This is a genomic window from Caenispirillum bisanense, assembly GCF_039523075.1.
GTDB lineage: Bacteria > Pseudomonadota > Alphaproteobacteria > Rhodospirillales > Rhodospirillaceae > Caenispirillum > Caenispirillum bisanense.
This window is the reverse complement of the sequence record NZ_BAAAEP010000050.1, coordinates 1-17,498: the sequence shown is the minus strand read 5'-3', so window position 1 is coordinate 17,498 and position 17,498 is coordinate 1. Positions and strand designations below refer to the sequence as shown.

Here is a 17,498-nt window from a genome sequence, read left to right as displayed (position 1 = left end):
CCCGCCGCCGCGTTCCCCTGGCAGGACGAAGCCCATACAGGAGGACGCGGTGTTTTTCGATCAGTGGGAGGGGCTCTTGCGGGTGGTGGTGGTCGGCACGCTGGCCTATGTGGCGCTGGTGGTGCTGCTGCGGCTGACCGGCAAGCGCACCCTGTCGAAGATGAACGCCTTCGATTTCGTGGTCACCGTGGCGCTGGGCTCCACCCTGGCGACGGTGCTGCTGTCGCGCGACGTGGCGCTGGCGGAAGGGGCGGCGGCCTTCGCCCTGCTGATCGGGCTGCAGATGGCGGTGGCCTGGGGCTCCGCCCGCTCGCCGCGCTTCCGCCGGCTGGTGAAGGCGGAACCGCGCCTGCTGCTGCACCGGGGCGAGATGCTGCACGGCGCCCTGCTGGCCGAACGGGTGGCGCCGGAAGAGGTGCTGGCGGCGGTGCGGTCGAGCGGTCAGGCGGACCTGTCGCAGGTGACGGCGGTGGTGCTGGAAACCGACGGCACCTTCAGCGTCGTCAGCGGCGAGCCGGTGGAGGGCTACGACGCCATGGCGACCGTCGGCCGCATCGGCTGACGGTCACTCGCCCGCCGTCGCCCAGCCGTCAGCCGGCGTTTTCGCGCAGGGTCTTGATGGCGGTGCGGGCCAGTTCGTCGGCGCGTTCGTTTTCCGGGTGGCCGGCGTGGCCCTTCACCCAGTGGAACGACACGTCGTGGCGGCGCCGGGCTTCGTCCAGGCTCTGCCACAGCTCGGCGTTCTTCACCGGCTTTTTGTCGGCGGTCTTCCAGCCGTTCTTCTTCCAGCCGAAGATCCACTTGGTGATGCCGTCCATGACGTAGCGGCTGTCGGTATAGACATCCACCGCCACCGGCCGGGTGAGGGCGTTCAAGCCCTCGATCACCGCCAGCAGTTCCATGCGGTTGTTGGTGGTGGCGGCCTCGGCGCCGGACAGTTCCTTCTCCACCCCCTTGAAGCGCAGGATGGCGCCCCAGCCGCCGGGGCCGGGATTGCCGGAACAGGCGCCGTCGGTGAACAGCTCCACCCGGCCGGTGTCGGCCTTGGGTTCGGTCTCGCTCATGCCGCCGTCACCGGGTCGAAGCCATAGGCGCCGGCGCTGGGCACCGTCTGGTGGAAGGTCAGCTTGCGCAGGTATTCGATGGGGTCCTTGCGCTTCACCAGGGCGCCTTCCGGGGTGTTCACCCAGTCGTACAGGCGGGTGAGCAGGAAGCGCATGGCGGCGCCGCGGCAGAGGATGGGCAGTGCCTCGTACTCCGCCTGCGACACCGGCCGTTCCTTGCGGTAGGCAGCCAGCATCAGCCGCGCCTTGGTGACGTTGAACGACCAGTCGGCCTCGAAGCACCAGGCATTGAGGCAGATGGCGAGGTCGTAGGCAAAGGCGTCGGTGCAGGCGAAGTAGAAGTCGATCAGGCCGGAGCACCGCTCGCCCAGGAAGAACACGTTGTCGGGGAACAGGTCGGCATGGATGACGCCGGTCGGCAGGTCGCGCGGCCAGCGGGCTTCCAGCACGTCCAGCTCGCGGGCGATGGTGTCGCGCAGGCCGGGCTGCACGCTGTCGGCGGCGTCGGCGCAGCGGTCGAACAGCGGGCGCCAGCCGTCCACCGACAGGTTGTTGGGCCGGCGCAGGGAGAAGTCGGCGGCGGCGGCGTGCATCTGCGCCATGGCCTTGCCCAGTTCGGCGGTGTGGTAGGGCAGGATGCGCTTCGGCCACATGCCGCGCAGGAAGCCGGTGATGGCGGCGGGGCGGCCGCACAGTTCCCGCAGCGCCCGGCCGTCGCGGCCGTGGATGGGGGTGGGGCACTTCACGCCCTTGGCCGCCAGATGGTCCATCAGGCCGAGGAAGAACGGCAGGTCGGCCGGGTCGACGCGCTTTTCATAGAGCGTCAGGATGAACGGCCCGCGCTCGGTCTGCAGCAGGTAGTTGGAGTTTTCCACCCCCTCGGCGATGCCCTTGCAGCTTTCGACCGTTCCGATGTCGTACTGCGCGACGAAGGCGGCCAGATCCTCGTCGGAAACGTCGGTGTAGACTGCCATGGGGCGTTCCGTGGTCCTGTCGTGAAGGGGCGCGGCGGCGGTCAGGCGCTCAGCGCGCGCGGCAGCTTGAAGGTGATGGTCTCTTCGGTCAGCGTGGCGTGTTCCAGGGTGACGGCGAAGCGGGCGCGGGCCGCCTCGATCACCTCTTCCACCAGCACCTCCGGGGCGCTGGCGCCGGCGGTGACGCCCAGGCGGGCGACGCCGTCCAGGCTGGTCCAGTCGATGTCGGCGGCGCGCTGCACCAGGATGGAGCGGTCGCAGCCGGCGCCCTTCGCCACTTCCACCAGCCGGCGGCTGTTGGACGAGTTGGGGGCGCCCAGCACCAGCACCGCATCGACGCCGGCGGCCATGGCGCGCACGGCGGCCTGCCGGTTGGTGGTGGCGTAGCAGATGTCTTCCTTGCGCGGCCCCTGCAGGGCCGGGAAGCGCCGCCGCAGCACGGCGACGATGGCCGCCGTCTCGTCCACCGACAGGGTGGTCTGGGTGACGAAGGCGAGGTTTTCCGGGTCGGCCGGCTGCACCGCCTCGGCCTGCTCCAGGTCTTCGACCAGCAGCATGGCGCCGTCGGGCACCTGACCCATGGTGCCGATCACTTCCGGGTGGTTGGCGTGGCCGATGAGGATGATCTGGCGGCCGGCCTCGTGGTGGCGTTCGGCCTCGGTATGGACCTTGCTGACCAGCGGACAGGTGGCATCCAGGTAGGTGAGGCCGCGCCGCCCCGCCTCGTCCGGCACCCGCTTGGGCACGCCGTGGGCGGAGAAGATGACCGGCGCCTCGTCGGGCACCTGGTCCAGTTCCTCGACGAACACCGCGCCCTTGGCGCGCAGGCCGTCGACGACGAACTTGTTGTGGACGATTTCATGCCGCACGTAGACCGGGGCGCCGAACTTGTCCAGCGCCCGCTCGACGATCTGGATGGCGCGGTCGACGCCGGCGCAGAAGCCGCGCGGTCCGGCAAGCACGATGGTCAGCGGGGGCAGGGGCTTCGGCGTATCGGTCATCGGGGTGTGCATCCGGCTGGTCCGGGAAAGGGCCGGAACACGGCGCCCGGCCGGGCGACCGGGGCGCCGCCCGGCGGCTCGGGCAGGGCGGGGCGCGGGCGCCGACCCATGCAATACCAGATGAGCGCGCCGGGATGAAAGGGAAATGGGCCGGCGCGGCGGCACCTCCGCCATGCGGGGCAGGGCGGTGATGCCGGTTGCCGCCGAAGGCGGGAGCAAGTATCTCTGTCACACCGTCTTTCGCCACCCGAGACCGGGAGCCGTCATGTCCGTCACCGTTTCCCCTGCCCTCCGCCGCGTCGTCTGCGCCGCCGGCGCCGCCCTGATGCTGGCCGGCTGCTCCGGCATGTCGCTGGAGAAGGAGGTGCCGCCGCCGTGCCCGACCGTGCGGCTGGACCGCATGACGTCGCAGGCGGTGACCTTCCGGGGCGAGGGGCGCGACATCACCGACATGGTCCACAAGATCGACGTCGCCGGCTACCTGGGCGAGTGCGAGTACCGCCCCACCGAGGTGATCCTCACCCTCACCCCCGGCTTCACGGTGGAGAAGGGGCCGGCGGCCGGCGACGGCCTGGTGCAGGGCACCTTCCAGTACTTCGTCGCCATTCCGCAGTACTACCCGAGCCCGGCGGCCAAGGAAGTGTTCGGCCTCGGCTTCCAGTTCCCCGACCCGGTGACCCCGCGCGTGCGCATCGCCGACGAGCCGCTGACCCTCACCCTGCCGCGCAAGGGCGGCGAGAGCCTGGAGGCGGTGGACATCTACCTCGGCCTGCAGCTGACCGCCGATCAGCTGCGCTACAACCGCGAGACCGGCGTCCGCTGACGCCGGATCGCCGGGGATGGGGGAGCCGCCGCCGACCGCCGGCCGTTATCGGCCTATGCAACGCCGCTTCCTGATCCTGTTCCTGGCCCTGTTCGCCGCCGCCTGCGCCGGCTTTCTGGTGCGCTATGGCGGCTGGGCGCGGGAGATGCTGGTCTCCGCCCAGCGCGGCATCGAGTATTGGGTGGACCTCAACCCGGTGCTTGGTGCCGCCGCCTTCCTGGTGGTCGCCAGCCTGGGCAAGATCACGCCCTTTCCCGGCGGCATCATCCTCATGCTGGCCGGCGGCTACCTGTTCGGCAGCATCCTCGGCCCCATCCTGGCAGCGGTGGGGGCGGCGCTGGGGGCGGTGGCGGTGGGCTATTTCGGCCGGATGCTGCTGTTCGACACCCTGGACCGCCGCTTCGGCCACCGCATCTCCCACCTGGAGCGGGCGGTGGTGGAGGACGGCTTCAACTGGATCCTGGCCGCCCGCCTGCTGCCGGTGCTGCCGGCGTGGCTGGTGAACCTGGTGCCGGTGGTGTTTCCCATCCACCTGGGCAAGGTGTTCGCCGCCACGGCGCTCGGCCTCCTGCCCATCAGCTTCGTGCTGGGCGGCATCGGCTCCAGCCTGTCCAACCTGGCGGCGGCGGAGATGGTGCCGTCGGAGATCCTGATGTCGGCCGACGTGATCGTGCCGCTGGTCGGGCTGGCGGCGGTGGCGCTGGCGCCGGTGCTGATCAAGGCGCTGCGCCGTCACCGCCGGCGCCGCCGCCATCGCCGCGGCCACGGCTCACACCCGCCGGCGCCGCCATCCTCGCCGGCCGGCGGCGACGGCGAGGGCGAGGGGCGCAGCTAGATGCCGCGGTCGCGCTTCGTCACCCGCCGCACGCTCAGCCACAGCGACAGCACCACCCACCCCACCAGCACCGCCAGCGAGGTCAGGTAGCCGCCGTCGGCCAGCAGGGTGGCGGGGGCGGTGTAGAAGGGGCCGCGCAGCACCGTCACCGCATGGGTGACGGGGTTGACCGTCATCACCCAATGCAGCCAGGCGGGCACGTTCTGCATGGGGAACAGGGCGCCGGACAGCAGCCACAGCGGGAACAGGAACACCATCATGATGGCGTGGAAGCCGGACGTCGACTTCATGGTCCAGGCGATGGAAAAGCCGAGGCCGGTGAAGCCGAGGGCGGCCAGCGTCAGCGCCAGCACGATCATCAGCGTGCCGCCGACGCCCGGCAGCATGCCCATGAACGGCGCCGCCACCAGCAGGATGAGGGCCTGGAACAGGGCGATCAGCGTGCCGCCGCCGACCTTGCCGAGCACGATGGCAAGGCGCGGGATGGGCGCCACCACAACCCCCTGCAGGAAGCCCTGGTCGCGGTCCTCGATGACGGTGATGGTGGAGAAGATGCCGGCGAACAGCACCAGCATCATCAGCACGCCGGGATAGAAGTATTCCGTATAGGTCATGCCCTCCAGCCCCGGCGGCTGGAACGACGGCGTCAGCCCGGCGCCCAGGAAGGCCCAGAACAGCAGCGGCTGGCCGATGGAGCCGATGACCCGCTGCGGCTGGCGGATGAAGCGGACGAACTCGCGGCGGGCGAGGGCGGCGGCGAAGCGGATCATGCGGAGGCCCCTTCCTCCACCGCCGCGGCGATGGCGCCCGCCGTTTCGGCGGGGGTCTTGCCGGTGATGTGGATGAACACGTCTTCCAGGGTCGGCTGCTTGACGGCGATGGACAGGATCTCGCCCCGGTGGGCGGTCAGCGCCTGCTCGACGATGCGCGGCACCTGGTCGGCCGGCAGGTCTTCCACCCGCAGCTCGTCGCCGTAGTGGCCGACCGGCAGGCCGAGGGTGCCGGCCAGCTTCGGCGCCAGGGCATTGGCGTCGCGGGCCTGGATCACCAGCACCTCCTGGCCGATGCGGGCGCGCAGGGCGGACGGCGTGTCGTGGGCCAGCAGGTGGCCGTCGCGCATGATGGCGACGCTGTCGGCATCCTCCGCCTCGGAAAAGACGTGGCTGGTCATCAGCACGGTCATGCCGCGGGTCTTCTGCACCTGCTTCAGCACGTTCAGGAAGCTGCGGCGGCTGGCGGGGTCGAGGCCGGTGGTCGGCTCGTCCAGCAGCAGCACCTGCGGCCGGGTGAGCAGGCACTTGGCCAGCTCCACCTGCCGGGCGAGGCCGCCGGACAGGGTTTCCACCCGGTCGCCCAGGCGGGTCTTCAGGTCGGACCAGCCGAGCGCCTCGTCCAGCCGCGCCGTCAGGTCGGCGCCGCGGATGCCGTAGAGGGCTGCGTGCAGCTCCAGGTTCTCGCGCACCGACAGGTGCTTGTCCACCGCCGGGCTCTGGAACACCACGCCCAGCACCCGCCGCACCGCCTCGGCCGCCGTCGCCACGTCGTGGCCGGCGATGGCGACGCGGCCGGCGCTCGGGCTCGCCAGGCCGCACAGGATGCGGAACAGGGTCGACTTGCCGCTGCCGTTGGGGCCGGACAGGATGCAGAAGCTGCCCGCCGGCACGGTCAGCGACAGGTCGTGAATGGCGGTGCGCGCCGGCTGGCGGCGGCCACCCGGATAGACGTGCTTGAGATGCTCGATGACGATCATGCGCTGCCTTGTCCGGCGCCGGAGGAGTAACGGCCGAAGATCGGGGAGGCATCTATTCCACAACCGTTCCGGCACGGCAAGACGCGACTGCGGGAATATGCGCATAAGTCGCATTATCAAGTTCGGCAAAAGGACTGCCGCCACCGATGCCGTTGTGTGGCGGGCCGAATGACGCTAGGGTCCGGCCTATGGACAAGCGCCTCATCTACAAGCTGTGCCGCATGGACGACTGGCAGGCTGCGGTCGCCGAAGGCACCTATACCGGCTCGGAGCACGACAAGCGCGACGGGTTCATCCACTGCTCCGCCGCCGATCAGGTGGCCGACAGCGCCGCCCGCTATTTCCCCGGCGAAGATGTGGTGCTGCTGACCGTCGATTCGGCGCAGCTGGGCGATGCGGTGAAGTGGGAAGAAGCCAAGCGCGGCACCTTCCCGCACATCTACGGCCCGCTGCCCATCAGCGCCGTCACCGGCGTCGAGTTCGTGCGCTGGTCGGGCGACGGCCACGACGTGCCGTTCCTGCCCGACGCCTGACGCCGCCGCATCCGATGTCCGAGCCCATTGCCGCCTACGCCGGCCTGCGCGACCTGATCGACCGCTACGACGCCTTCATCCTCGACCTGTGGGGCGTGGTGCACGACGGCCAGACCCCCTATCCCGACGCCGTCGCCACCCTGGCGGCGCTGCGGGAGGCGGGGCGGCCAACCATCATGCTGTCCAACGCTCCCCGCCGGTCGGTGGTGGTGGAGGAGGCGATGACCGCCATGGGCATCGACCGCGGCCTCTACGACCAGGTGCTGACCTCCGGCGAGGCGGTGCGCATGGAGCTGGAAAGCCGCCGCGACCCGTTCTATGCCGGCCTCGGGGACCGGGTGTGGTTCCTCGGCCGCGGCGGTGACGAGAGCGTGCTGGAGGGCCTGTCCGGCTATCGCATGGTCGACGACATGGCGGCCGCCGACTGGGTGCTCGACACCGGGCCGCGCAGCTTCGAGCAGACGCTGGACGACCTGGAGCCGGAACTGCGCGCCCTGGCGGCCCGGCGCCTGCCGCTGGTCTGCGCCAACCCCGACCGGGTGGTGATCCGCGCCGGCAAGCGCATCATCTGCGCCGGCGCCATGGCCGACCGCTACGCCGAGCTGGGCGGCGGCCCGGTCAGCTGGCGCGGCAAGCCGGACCGCGCCGTCTACGACCTCTGCCTGGAGCGGCTGGGCGGGCCCGACCGGGGCCGCGTCGCCACCATCGGCGACAGCTTCCACACCGACATCGCCGGCGGCCGGGCGGCGGGCATCGACCCCATCCTGTGCACCGCCGGCATCCATGGCGACGACCTCGGCGTCGGCTATGGCGAGCAGGCGGACCCGGCGGCGGTGGCGGCCCTGGCCGAGCGCGAGGGCGTGCGGCCGGCCGGCTACATCCCCGCCTTCCGCTGGTAGGCGCGGGCGGCGGAGAGTGGCCCTTCCCGGCCGCGGCGGCCGGCGCTAAGCCTCTGGCCTGATTTTCCCATACCGGAGACGGACCCATGGTGGTGTCGGCAACGGCGGCGCTGGGGGCCGCCTTCTGCTGGGCGCTCGGCGGCATGATCGCGGTGGAGCCGGCCCGCGCCCTGGGGGCGCTGGCCTTCGGCCGGCTGCGCATGGCGCTGGTGTTCGTCATGGTGGCGGTGCTGGCGACGCTGACCGGCGGCTGGGCCACCCTGGCGGAGGCCTGGACGCTGCCGCTGGTGATCTCCGGCCTCATCGGCATCATGGCCGGCGATACCGCCCTGTTCGCCTGCCTGCGGCGGCTGGGCCCGCGCCGCACCGGCGTCATTTTCGCCACCAATGCCCCCATGACGGTCGCCCTCGGCGCCTGGCTGCTGGGCGAGCCGCTGTCCGCCCAGCGGCTGGCCGGCTTCGGCCTGATCACCGGCGGCGTCGTGCTGGCGGTGCTGTTCGGCAAGCGCAAGAGCCAGCTGCACGACTGGGAAACCGTGCGCGGCCCGCTGTGGCAGGGGGTGGCGCTGGGGCTGGCGGCGGCGGCGGCGCAGGCGGTGGGCGTGCTGGTGGTGAAGCCGGTGATGGCGGCCGGCGCCGACCCCTTCGCCGCCGCGGCGGTGCGGGTGGGGGTGGCGGTGTGCGGCCTGATGCTGATGGCGCTGCTGCCCACCGCCCTGGTGCGGGCGCAGGCGCCACTCACCCGCGCCATGGTGGTGCGCACCGGCATCTCCGGCCTGACCGGCATGACCATCGGCATGACGCTGCTGCTGTGGGCGCTGGAAAGCGGCGACGCCGGGCTGGTGGCGACGCTGGCCGGCACCACGCCGGTGCTCATCCTGCCGCTGCTGTGGTGGCGCACCCGCGAACGCCCGGCCCTCGGCGCCTGGATCGGCGGCGGGCTGGTGGTGGCGGGGACGGCGCTGCTGTTCCTTTAGGCCGGCAGCGGCACGCTCAGCGGCCGGGCGGAGGCGGTCACCGGCCAGCGCTCGTCCAGCGAGCAGCGCTCCAGCGCCGGCTTCAGCACCCGCCGCAGGTAGGCGACGACGCCGGGCCGATGGGCGACCCCGATGGGCGCCCAGGTGACGTTGAGGGTGCGGGCGCCATAGGCATCCACCTGCGGATCGTCGCGCAGCATGGTCATGGCCGCCGCCAGATCGGCGCTGTGGCCGATGTAGATGTAGCGGCCCTGGCGCGCCGTGCTCCACACCACCACCACCCCCGGCACCCCGGCCAGACCTTCGCGCAAGGGGTCGATGGCGCCCAGCGTCGGCCACGAGAAGTCGCTGCGCGACCGCCGCCACACGAAGGGCACGTTGGCCGGGCGCTCGCCGGTCATCACGTAATTGAAGAAGGACAGGCCCGACATGCTGCGTTGCCCTCCGATGACGGCGGGAAAGGAGACTCGACGGTTAATTATGGGCGGTTGCCGACGGGCGGCAACCCGGATGGACGTATGGGATATGAGGGCATTGGCCATACATCCATCGGACAGGGCAGGGACCGTTTGCCGCGCCCTGCCGTCCGTCCAGGTAGGACCGCCGGCCGCGGGATTCTATAGTCTGGGTTGAGCGAGGGCCCGGTCCGGCAGCGGTGCGGGCAGACCAGGGGAAGGCGGGACACATGGGGTTCAGGGGCAAGGTACTGGCAGTTCTGGCGGCGGTGCTGGGGCTGGCCGGGGTGGCGGCGGTGGCCGTGGTGGTGACGGTGAGCGGGCAGCGCCCGGCGCTGGCGACCCTGGATGCGGAGACGCAGCGCCTGTCGCAGACCCTGGTGCCGCTGGTGCAGGCCGTCGACCGCGCGGTGGCCGGGGTGCCGCAGATGCAGCAGTGGCTGTCCGACGTCGCCCTGACCGGCGAGGATACGGGCTACGCCGAGGCGGAGCGCCATGCCCGCAGCGTGCGGACCAACCTGGATTCGGCGCGCCGGCTGGCGGCCGACGGCGGTCTGGCGGAGGTGGCGGCGGCCATCGCCGAGGTGCAGGCCGACTTCCCCGCCTGGTATGACGCCGGCAAGGCCATGGCGGCCGCCTATGCCACCGGCGGCCGCGAGGCCGGCAATCCGCTGATGGTGACCTTCGACGAGGCGGCGGAAGGCATGGTGGCGGCGCGCGCCCGCGCCGGCGAACGCGCCCACCCGGCCGTGCAGGCGGCGCTGGAGGCGGTGGCCGACGGCACCCACCGGGCGGCGGATGCGGCGCAGTCGCTGACCACCCTGGTGCTGGTGCTGGCGGTGATCGGCGCGGCGGTGGCGGCGGCCGGCATCCTGTTCCTGGTGCGGCTGGTCGGCGGCGTGGTGCAGGCGCTGGAGCACGACGTGGCGGCGGTCGCCGGCCGTACCTCCGACTCGACCCTGCGGCTGGCCGGGCGCAGCGACGAATTCGGCCCCATCGGCGCCGACCTCGCCCGCTTCCGCGACAGCCTGCTGCATGCCGCCGAGGTGGAGCGCCAGCAGGCCGACGTGACGGCGCAGGCCGAGCACGAGCGCCGGGTGCTGCTCGACCGGCTGGCGACGGAGCTTCAGGACGGCGTGCAGCAGGCGGTGGAGGGCATCACCGCCGCCGCCGAGGAAATGCACTGCACCGCCGAGGCCATGGCCGACACCGCCACCGAGACCAGCGAGCAGGCGACGCGGGTGAGTGCCGCCGCCGAACAGGCCGCCGCCAACGTCCACACCGTCGCCGCCGCCGCCGAGCAGCTGTCGGCCTCCATCGCCGAGATCAGCCGTCAGGTGGAGGAAAGCAGCGACATCAGCCGCGATGCGGTGGGCAAGGCGGCCCATGCGTCGGAGATCATGAAGGGCCTGGAAAGCGCCGCCGAGCGCATCGGCGAGGTGGTGCGGCTGATCACCGACATCGCCGAGCAGACCAACCTGCTGGCGCTGAACGCCACCATCGAGGCCGCCCGGGCCGGCGAGGCGGGCAAGGGCTTCGCCGTCGTCGCCAACGAGGTGAAGAACCTCGCCACCCAGACGGCCCGCGCCACCGACGAGATCGCCAGCCAGATCGGCGACATGCAGCGCGCGACCCACGAGGCGGTGGACGCCATCGAAGGCATCACCGAAACCATCGGCCGCATCAGCACCATCACCGAGGCGGTGGCCAGCGCCATGGAGCAGCAGGACGCCGCGACGCAGGAAATCGCCCGCAACGTGGCGGAGGTGTCGAGCGGCACCCTGCAGGTCACCAGCACCATCGGCGCCGTCACCTCGGCGGCGCAGGAAACCGGGCAGGCGGCGCGGCAGGTGCTGGTCAGCTCCAGCAGCCTGTCGCAGCAGGCCGACCTGCTCTATGGCCGGGTGACCGAGGTGGTCCACCACATCCGCGCCGCCTGAGGCGGCGGACGCGCGGAACCAGGATCCGCGCCGCCTGAGGCGCGGGCGCGCGGAACCAGGGTCAGGCGCCGGCCGTCAGCCGCTCCAGCTCGCCGATGCGGCGGGCGAGGTCGGTGCGCAGCCGGCGCAGCCCGGCGATGCGGCTGTCGGCCTCGGCCAGCCGGCGGCGCAGGGTGTCCACCACCCGGCGGCGGTCGGCGACGCGCAGGGGATCGCCGCACAGCAGGTCGATCAGGTCGGCGATTTCGTCCAGCCGCAGGCCCATGTCCTTCAATTGGCGGATCTTTTCCAGCCGCGCCAGGGCGTCGGGGCCATAGTAGCGGTGGCCGCCGGCAGACCGCTGGCCGTCACCCAGCAGCCCTTCGCGCTCGTAATGGTGGATGGTGCGGACGGTAACGGCGGCCTGGCGGGCCAGTTCGCCGATGCGCATGCGGACCGGCGCGGCGCAGGGCGGGGAAGGCAGCGGGGCAGTCATGGCTCACCCCCGGGAGAAACGGCCGGCGCCGCGGCGACCGCCCGCGGAATGCGGGCCGGCGACCGCTGCGCCGGAAGGCTGGCAGAGGCGGCGCCCGGCGGCGCCGCCCGTGGCGTCAGGCCGAAACGTCGGCGCTTTCGCTCAGGCCGCCGATGGCATGGTAGGCATGTTCCAGCATGGCGGCGGCTTGGTTGAAGTCGATCAGGCGGTCGGTGTTGACCACGATGTCGAAGTTGTTGGCCTCCGACGTGCGGACGCCGAACAGATCCCACACGAACTTGCCGCGGTTGTGGTTGATCTCGCGGATCTTCTCCAGCGCCTCGTCGTAGCTGAGGCCTTCCGCCGCCGCCACCCGCTTGGCGCAGACGGTGGGCGAGCCGGTGATGCGCACCCGCAGGGCGGTGGAGGTCGACAGCACCACGTGCGAGCCGCGTCCGAGCAGCACGCCGCCGGCGCGGCCGAGGCTGAAGATCACGTCGACCAGATGCCGCTTGTAGGTGTCGGGCGACAGGTCCTGGCCGCTGAACAGGCGGGTCAGCCACATCTCGCGCACGCGGCCGATGCTTTCGTCCAGCTGGCGCACGGTGTCCGGGTCGGTGCCGATGCGCTTGGCCACCCGGTCGATCATTTCCTGGCTGTAGAGCTTGAGATGCAGCCGCTGCGCCAGCAGTTCGGCGATCTCGTCGCCGCCCGAGCCGTAATCGCGGGAAATGGCGATGGCAGGCACCTTTTCGCGCGGCTTGTCGGTGGGGCCGGGGGCGGTGGCGGCGGCCAGCATGGCCTGGATGAGGGCTTGGACGTCGGGCATTGTCGCCTCCGGTGTTGCCCCGCGCGCTTCCGTCCGGGAAGTGGCGGCAGGGGGTGTTCCATGGGAGTCAGTATAGCAGAAACAGGGGTATTGCCGAAGGGGAAGCGGACGTGAGGATAAGGATCGCCGCCATGCGCGGGGAGCGGAGCGGCCGCCTCAGCGCAGCTTCATGAACGGCCGCAGCGGCCCGTCCAGCAGGTCGCTGTGGGCGACGATCTGCACCACTTCCGCCTCGCCCTTGATCGACCCGCGCGCCTTCATCTCGGCGAACTGCTTGACCAGCAGGGCGATGGCGGAGGCGCCCTGCGGCTCCTGCAGCGGCCCTTCGAAGAACTTGCGGCCGAGCCAGTCCTTCAGCCACAGCCCTTCCAGCATGTTCAGCGCCTCGCCGAAGGTGGGGTCGGTCTTGTCGCGGCTTTCCAGGCGGGTGTTGTTGGGGCCGATGATCTTCAGCGCCACCAGCACCTGCGGCGTCATGTACTCGACATAGCGCTCGGCGAAGACCCGCAGCTGCTCGATGCGGTCGCCGCGCTGCTGCGGCGGCAGGGTGCGCAGGTCGTCCATGATCTGGCCGAAGGCGGCCAGCAGGGCCGGCGGCCGCTGCACCAGGTCGGCGAAGGCGCCGCCCAGGATGCGCCGCAGGGCGCCGATGTCGGTCTCGAAGCGGCGGCCCTTCAGGCGCGCCTGGCCACGGGCGCGGCGTTCCTCGTTCACCTTCTCGGTGATGTCGATGGTGGTCCACGACCCCAGCACGCGGATGCTGTCGGGGTCGGAGATCAGGTCGATGTCCTCGTCCAGGTCGCGGATCTGCTCGACGCAGTGGAAGCTTTCGGCAATGGCGGTCAGGAAGCCCGGCTCCCAGTCCAGCACCTTGCGGAAGTCGTTCTTGAGGATCGTGCGCAGCGGGCGGATGTGGTAGGGCTTCAGCTTGACCACCGCCTCCAGCTGCTCGGCCGGCAGGCGGGCCAGCATCTGCAGGAAGTTCTGGCCGAGGCCCTTGGTGAATTCCTCCACCGTCAGGGCGTCGAGCCCGGCCAGCGCCCGCACCTTGCCGAGGCCGTCGACGGTGCCGACGGCGCCCTGCAGCTTTTCCCCCATGATCGGGTTGTCGCGGAACACCGCCGTCACCACGCGGTCGAGGAAGATCTGTTCGGCCTCGCCGACGGTCATGCCGCAGGCGGCGGCGCGGCGCTTGCGGTCGCCGGCGGGGATGGGCTTGCCGTCGCGGCCGCGCACCGCCAGCAGCCCGGCCTTCCAGGCGCCGTCGAACAGCTGCAGGGCGCGTTCCACCACCTGCGGGTGTTCCAGCGCCTGATCCAGCGGCAGCGGCACCAGCAGGCGCTGGGCGGCGGGATAGAGCTTTTCCTCGATGCGGGCCAGGATGGGATAGAGGCGGGCGGCGGTGTGCATCAGCCGCGCCCGCCGCATGCGCCCGACCGAGGTGCCGAGGCTGCGCAGCGGCTGGCGCAGCGGCGGCGGCACCGGCGCCAGCGCCCGGCCGTCGCCCATGGCGGCGTCGACGACGAAGCGGGCCCGGCGGGTTTTCGCCGCGTGTTCGGTTCGGTCGGACATGATGCCCCGGTCGTACCCCCTGAACGGCCCGATCCGGTCGGATCAAGGCGCTACAAGAGTGGACGACTCGGGCACACAAATCAACCGAAAGTCACCATGGATACAGTGACTTCGCGCGTCACCTTAAAGCATGGGTTTATTCCCGTGGAACGGTTCCAAGGTCATAGCGTCAGGATCTCGTGGCCGTCGGCGGTGACCAGCACCGTGTGCTCGAACTGGGCCGACAGGCTGCGGTCGCGGGTGACCACCGTCCAGCCGTCGGGCAGGATGCGCACCAGCGGCTTGCCGATGGTCAGCATGGGCTCGACGGTGAAGATCATGCCCGGCTCCATCCGCTCGCCGGTACCGGCGCGGGCGACGTGATGGACCTCCGGCGGGGCGTGGAAGACGCGGCCGATGCCGTGACCGATGAATTCGCGCACCACGCCGTAAGGCCCGGCGAGCGCCGCCTTCATGACGGCGGCGCCGATGTCGCCCATGCGGCCGCCGGGGCGCACCACGGCGATGCCGGCCATCATGGCGGCGTGGGTGGTGTCGATCAGCCGGCGGGCGGTGTCGCTGCACTCTCCCACCACGTACATGCGGCTGGAATCGCCGTGCCAGCCGTCCAGCAGCGGCGACACGTCGACGTTGAGGATGTCGCCCGGCCGCAGCACCTGCCGGTCGGTGGGGATGCCGTGGGTGACCACGTGGTTGACCGAGATGCAGCTGGCATGGCGATAGCCGCGATAGCCGATGGTGGCCGGCACCGCGCCGTGGTCGCGCATGAAGGTCTCGCACAGGGCGTCCAGCTGCAGGGTGGTCACGCCCTCGCGCACATGGTCGGCCAGCATGTCCAGGGTGCGGGCGGCCAGGGCGCAGGCCCGGCGCATGGCGGCGATGTCGTCGGCGTCGTGCAGCGGGATGCCGCAGGCGTTGATCTGCTCCGGCCGATAGGCGGTCTTCAGCATGCGAGGCTATCCGGGAGGGGGGAGGGAAGCGGCGGCAGCACCCGTGGCAGCAGGCCGGGCAGCCAGGGCGGCAATGGTGCGCCGCCGCGCAGGTAGGGGCGCAGCAGGGCCACCGGGGCATCGAAGACGACATGGCGCCAGAAGGCGACGTCCTTCTCCGCCGTCGCCCCGGCCCGCCGGCAGAAGCCGAGGAAGGCGGCATCCAGCGCCTCCTGCGCTGCCGCCACCGCCTGCCGCAGGTCGTCGGGCGGGGAGCCGCCGATGAGGTCTTCCGGCTCGTGCGGCAGCAGGAAGGCGGCGTGCAGCGGTTCCGCCGCCGCCCAGGTCACCAGCGCCGCGGCGGCGCCGGCGGCATCGCCCCGCCGCAACGGCGGCAGCACGGCGGCGCGGAAGCCGTCGTGAACGGTCAGCCATGCCCGCGCCACCAGGGCGTCGCGGGACGGAAAGCGGTGGTAGATGGAGCCGCTGGGCGCCCCGGCGGCACGGGCGACGGCGGCGATGGTGGCCGCCTGCGGGCCGCCGCGGGCAATCAGCCCGACGGCGGCGGTCAGGAAGGCATCATCGGAAAACTTGGCGGTACGGACCACGGCGGGACACTCGGCGGCAGCAGGAACGGCATTTAGAATGCACATTCTAGAATGCCGGGTCAAGGTCGCCGACGGGTGCCGGCGCCCTACTTCAGGTGACGGTCGAGGAAGTCCATGGTCCGCTGCCACGACAGGTCCGCCGCCGCCTTGTCGTAGCGGGCGCCGTTGGTGTCGTTGTGGAAGGCGTGGTTGACGTTCTGGTACATGTGCAGGGTGTAGGGGATGCCGGCCTCCACCATGGCGGCGGTGAAGGGCGGGATGCCGGCGTTGATGCGGTCGTCCAGGCTGGCGTAGTGCAGCATGATCGGCGCCGAGATCCTCTTCGCCTCCTCCGCCGAGGGCTGGCGGCCGTAGTAGGAGACGGTGGCCGCCACCTGCGGATCGTTGACCGCCAGCTGGTTGACCAGCGCCCCGCCCCAGCAGAAGCCGACGGTGCCGACCTTGCCAGTCACGTCCGGCCGGCCCTCGCGGGCGTAGGCGGCCACCGCCAGCGCCTCGGCCAGGGTCTTCGCCGGGTCGAGCTGGCCGATCAGGTCGCGGGCGCGGTCCTCGTCCTCCGGCGTGCCGCCGGCCGAGGTCAGGAAGTCGGGCGCCACCGCCACGTAACCGGCCAGCGCCACCCGGCGGGCGACGTCGCGGATGTGCGGGTTGAGGCCGCGGTTCTCGTGAATGACGATCACCGCCGGCAGCGCCCCGCCGCCCTGGGCCGGACGGGCGACGTAGGCGGTCACCGGCTGGCCGCCGTCGGGCACGGGGACGGAGACGTCTTCGGTGGTCAGGCGGGTATCGTCGGCCGCCACCATCTGCGCCAGGGCATAGTTGTTCTCCAGCACCGGCAGCAGGGCGTAGGCGCCCGCCGAGCCGCCGGCCAGCACCGCCAGCCGGTCGAGGAAGGTGCGGCGGTCCAGCGGTGCGTGGGTGTATTCGTCGTACAGGTCGATGATCGGCTGCGGCAGGCGGCGGCGGGTGGTCGCGGTCATCGGTCTTCTCCCGGCGGTTGAAGGTCTGCGGCGGCAATGTGATGTCGCGAGCGCCGCGAGGAAACCCCTGCTCAGCCGGAAATGCCGGCCTCCCCGCCACCCGGAGACCCGGCGCACACCGTCTTCACCGCCTGCCACTGGCCGTAGCCGAGGGCGGCGGCGCCGCCGGCCGGACCGCTGCGCAGCCGCTCCAGCCGCTCGCGGTCGGCGGCGTGGGTGCGGGCGTAAAGCGGCTCGCGGCCGTCCTGGGCGGCGCGGCTGGTCAGCACGTCGTGGAAGGCGGCGAGGCCGCGCGTGCGCAGGCCGGCGCCGGTCAGCAGGGCGAGGGCGCGGGCATCGAGGGCAGCCTGCTCGTCGGCCGGCAGCCGCGCCCGCACCAGGGCCGCCGACAGATCGGCCGGTGCCATGCGCGGGCCGCTCAGCCACAGGGTGACCAGCTCCGGCAGGCGCAGGTTGGCGAGGATGGCGCGTTCCGGCCCCACCCGCACGCCGGCCGCCACCTCCAGGGCCAGCACGCCGGCCAGCTCATCCGGCGTGCGCAGCAGGTCGAGCAGGCCGCGGGTGAGCAGGATGTGGCCGCCGGGCAGAGCACGGCCCTCGGCCAGCGGGTCGTCGACCACCGTCAGCGTCAGCGGCGCCGTCAGCCCGGCGGCGGCCTGCAGGCGGCCGGTGAGGTTCTCCAGCGCCTCGCGGCCGGCGGCGGCATCACACTGCGGCCCGGCGGCGGCGACCAGGGCGCTGCCCCAGGCGACGCTCCACTCCGGCGGGATGCGGTCGGCGAAGCGGGGCGCCAGCAGCGGCGCCGTCACCGCCGCCAGCCCGTACAGGCCGATGCCGGGCGCCACCAGGGCCGCCGCCGGGCTGGCGGGGCCCCT

20 protein-coding genes are annotated in these 17,498 nt (G+C 71.9%); 7 read left to right on the top strand and 13 right to left on the bottom strand.

The annotated features are described in order from the left end of the window. Positions 1-49 precede the first annotated feature (49 nt). The gene (locus ABD056_RS18370; RefSeq protein ID WP_343869043.1) at positions 50-562 is read left to right on the top strand and encodes a DUF421 domain-containing protein; all 513 of its coding nucleotides are present in this window, start codon (positions 50-52) and stop codon (positions 560-562) included. A 28-nt stretch (positions 563-590) separates the two neighbouring features. Here ABD056_RS18370 and rnhA read toward each other — a convergent pair whose 3' ends face one another. From rnhA to ispH, 3 genes are read right to left on the bottom strand one after another with little or no spacing between them, the layout of a single operon-like run. Next, entirely contained in the window at positions 591-1,064 is a 474-nt protein-coding gene (gene rnhA / locus ABD056_RS18365) for a ribonuclease HI (RefSeq protein ID WP_343869041.1), read from the bottom strand. After that, positions 1,061-2,038, bottom strand: a complete 978-nt coding sequence (locus tag ABD056_RS18360; protein WP_343869040.1) for a homoserine kinase — start codon at positions 2,036-2,038, stop codon at positions 1,061-1,063. The genes rnhA and ABD056_RS18360 overlap by 4 nt, the downstream gene beginning before the upstream one ends. A gap of 41 nt (positions 2,039-2,079) precedes the next feature. Further along, positions 2,080-3,039 carry a 4-hydroxy-3-methylbut-2-enyl diphosphate reductase gene (gene ispH, locus ABD056_RS18355; protein ID WP_343869039.1) on the bottom strand — a complete coding sequence of 320 codons (960 nt, stop codon included), beginning with the start codon at positions 3,037-3,039 and terminating at the stop codon, positions 2,080-2,082. A 265-nt stretch (positions 3,040-3,304) separates the two neighbouring features. On the opposite strand from ispH, the gene ABD056_RS18350 reads away from it, so the two are divergent. Further along, positions 3,305-3,862: a hypothetical protein gene (locus ABD056_RS18350; RefSeq protein ID WP_343869037.1), complete on the top strand. Its 558-nt coding sequence runs from the start codon at positions 3,305-3,307 to the stop codon at positions 3,860-3,862. A 55-nt stretch (positions 3,863-3,917) separates the two neighbouring features. Beyond that, positions 3,918-4,697 (top strand): TVP38/TMEM64 family protein, encoded by a 780-nt coding sequence (locus tag ABD056_RS18345; RefSeq protein ID WP_343869036.1) that lies wholly within the window; start codon positions 3,918-3,920, stop codon positions 4,695-4,697. Here ABD056_RS18345 and ABD056_RS18340 read toward each other — a convergent pair. Beyond that, positions 4,694-5,467: an ABC transporter permease gene (locus ABD056_RS18340; RefSeq protein ID WP_343869034.1), complete on the bottom strand. Its 774-nt coding sequence runs from the start codon at positions 5,465-5,467 to the stop codon at positions 4,694-4,696. The two genes, ABD056_RS18345 and ABD056_RS18340, sit on opposite strands and share 4 nt — an antisense overlap. Continuing rightward, on the bottom strand, positions 5,464-6,447 hold the full coding sequence (locus ABD056_RS18335; protein ID WP_343869032.1) for an ABC transporter ATP-binding protein: 984 nt from the start codon (positions 6,445-6,447) through the stop codon (positions 5,464-5,466). Before ABD056_RS18335 ends, ABD056_RS18340 begins: the two co-directional genes overlap by 4 nt. Positions 6,448-6,635: 188 nt before the next feature. Between ABD056_RS18335 and ABD056_RS18330 the strand changes: the two genes are divergently transcribed. From ABD056_RS18330 to ABD056_RS18320, 3 genes are all read left to right on the top strand, one after another. After that, entirely contained in the window at positions 6,636-6,980 is a 345-nt protein-coding gene (locus ABD056_RS18330) for a DUF952 domain-containing protein (RefSeq protein ID WP_343869031.1), read from the top strand. A 14-nt stretch (positions 6,981-6,994) separates the two neighbouring features. Further along, a complete protein-coding gene (locus ABD056_RS18325; RefSeq protein ID WP_343869029.1) occupies positions 6,995-7,879 on the top strand; it encodes a TIGR01459 family HAD-type hydrolase in 885 nt (294 codons plus the stop codon). Positions 7,880-7,965: 86 nt separating this feature from the next. Next, entirely contained in the window at positions 7,966-8,856 is an 891-nt protein-coding gene (locus ABD056_RS18320) for an EamA family transporter (RefSeq protein WP_343869027.1), read from the top strand. Here the strand turns inward: ABD056_RS18320 and ABD056_RS18315 are convergent. Continuing rightward, positions 8,853-9,287: a hypothetical protein gene (locus ABD056_RS18315; RefSeq protein ID WP_343869025.1), complete on the bottom strand. Its 435-nt coding sequence runs from the start codon at positions 9,285-9,287 to the stop codon at positions 8,853-8,855. The two genes, ABD056_RS18320 and ABD056_RS18315, sit on opposite strands and share 4 nt — an antisense overlap. 254 nt (positions 9,288-9,541) lie before the next feature. Here ABD056_RS18315 and ABD056_RS18310 point away from each other — a divergent pair, with 254 nt between their 5' ends. Next, a complete protein-coding gene (locus ABD056_RS18310) occupies positions 9,542-11,251 on the top strand; it encodes a methyl-accepting chemotaxis protein (protein ID WP_343869024.1) in 1,710 nt (569 codons plus the stop codon). Between the two features lie 61 nt (positions 11,252-11,312). On the opposite strand, the gene ABD056_RS18305 is transcribed toward ABD056_RS18310, so the two are convergent. From ABD056_RS18305 to ABD056_RS18275, 7 genes are all read right to left on the bottom strand, one after another. Then, positions 11,313-11,726: a MerR family transcriptional regulator gene (locus ABD056_RS18305; protein ID WP_343869023.1), complete on the bottom strand. Its 414-nt coding sequence runs from the start codon at positions 11,724-11,726 to the stop codon at positions 11,313-11,315. A gap of 115 nt (positions 11,727-11,841) precedes the next feature. Then, on the bottom strand, positions 11,842-12,534 hold the full coding sequence (locus ABD056_RS18300; protein ID WP_343869022.1) for a cytidylate kinase-like family protein: 693 nt from the start codon (positions 12,532-12,534) through the stop codon (positions 11,842-11,844). Between the two features lie 156 nt (positions 12,535-12,690). Continuing rightward, on the bottom strand, positions 12,691-14,106 hold the full coding sequence (locus ABD056_RS18295) for a hypothetical protein (protein ID WP_343869020.1): 1,416 nt from the start codon (positions 14,104-14,106) through the stop codon (positions 12,691-12,693). Between the two features lie 161 nt (positions 14,107-14,267). Then, on the bottom strand, positions 14,268-15,056 hold the full coding sequence (gene map / locus ABD056_RS18290; RefSeq protein WP_343869018.1) for a type I methionyl aminopeptidase: 789 nt from the start codon (positions 15,054-15,056) through the stop codon (positions 14,268-14,270). Further along, positions 15,050-15,643 carry a TetR family transcriptional regulator gene (locus tag ABD056_RS18285; protein WP_343869016.1) on the bottom strand — a complete coding sequence of 198 codons (594 nt, stop codon included), beginning with the start codon at positions 15,641-15,643 and terminating at the stop codon, positions 15,050-15,052. Before ABD056_RS18285 ends, map begins: the two co-directional genes overlap by 7 nt. Positions 15,644-15,729: 86 nt before the next feature. Next, positions 15,730-16,623, bottom strand: a complete 894-nt coding sequence (locus ABD056_RS18280; protein ID WP_343869014.1) for a dienelactone hydrolase family protein — start codon at positions 16,621-16,623, stop codon at positions 15,730-15,732. A 71-nt stretch (positions 16,624-16,694) separates the two neighbouring features. Beyond that, positions 16,695-17,498 (bottom strand): M48 family metalloprotease (locus ABD056_RS18275; protein WP_343869012.1); only part of this gene is annotated, 804 nt, incomplete at its 5' end.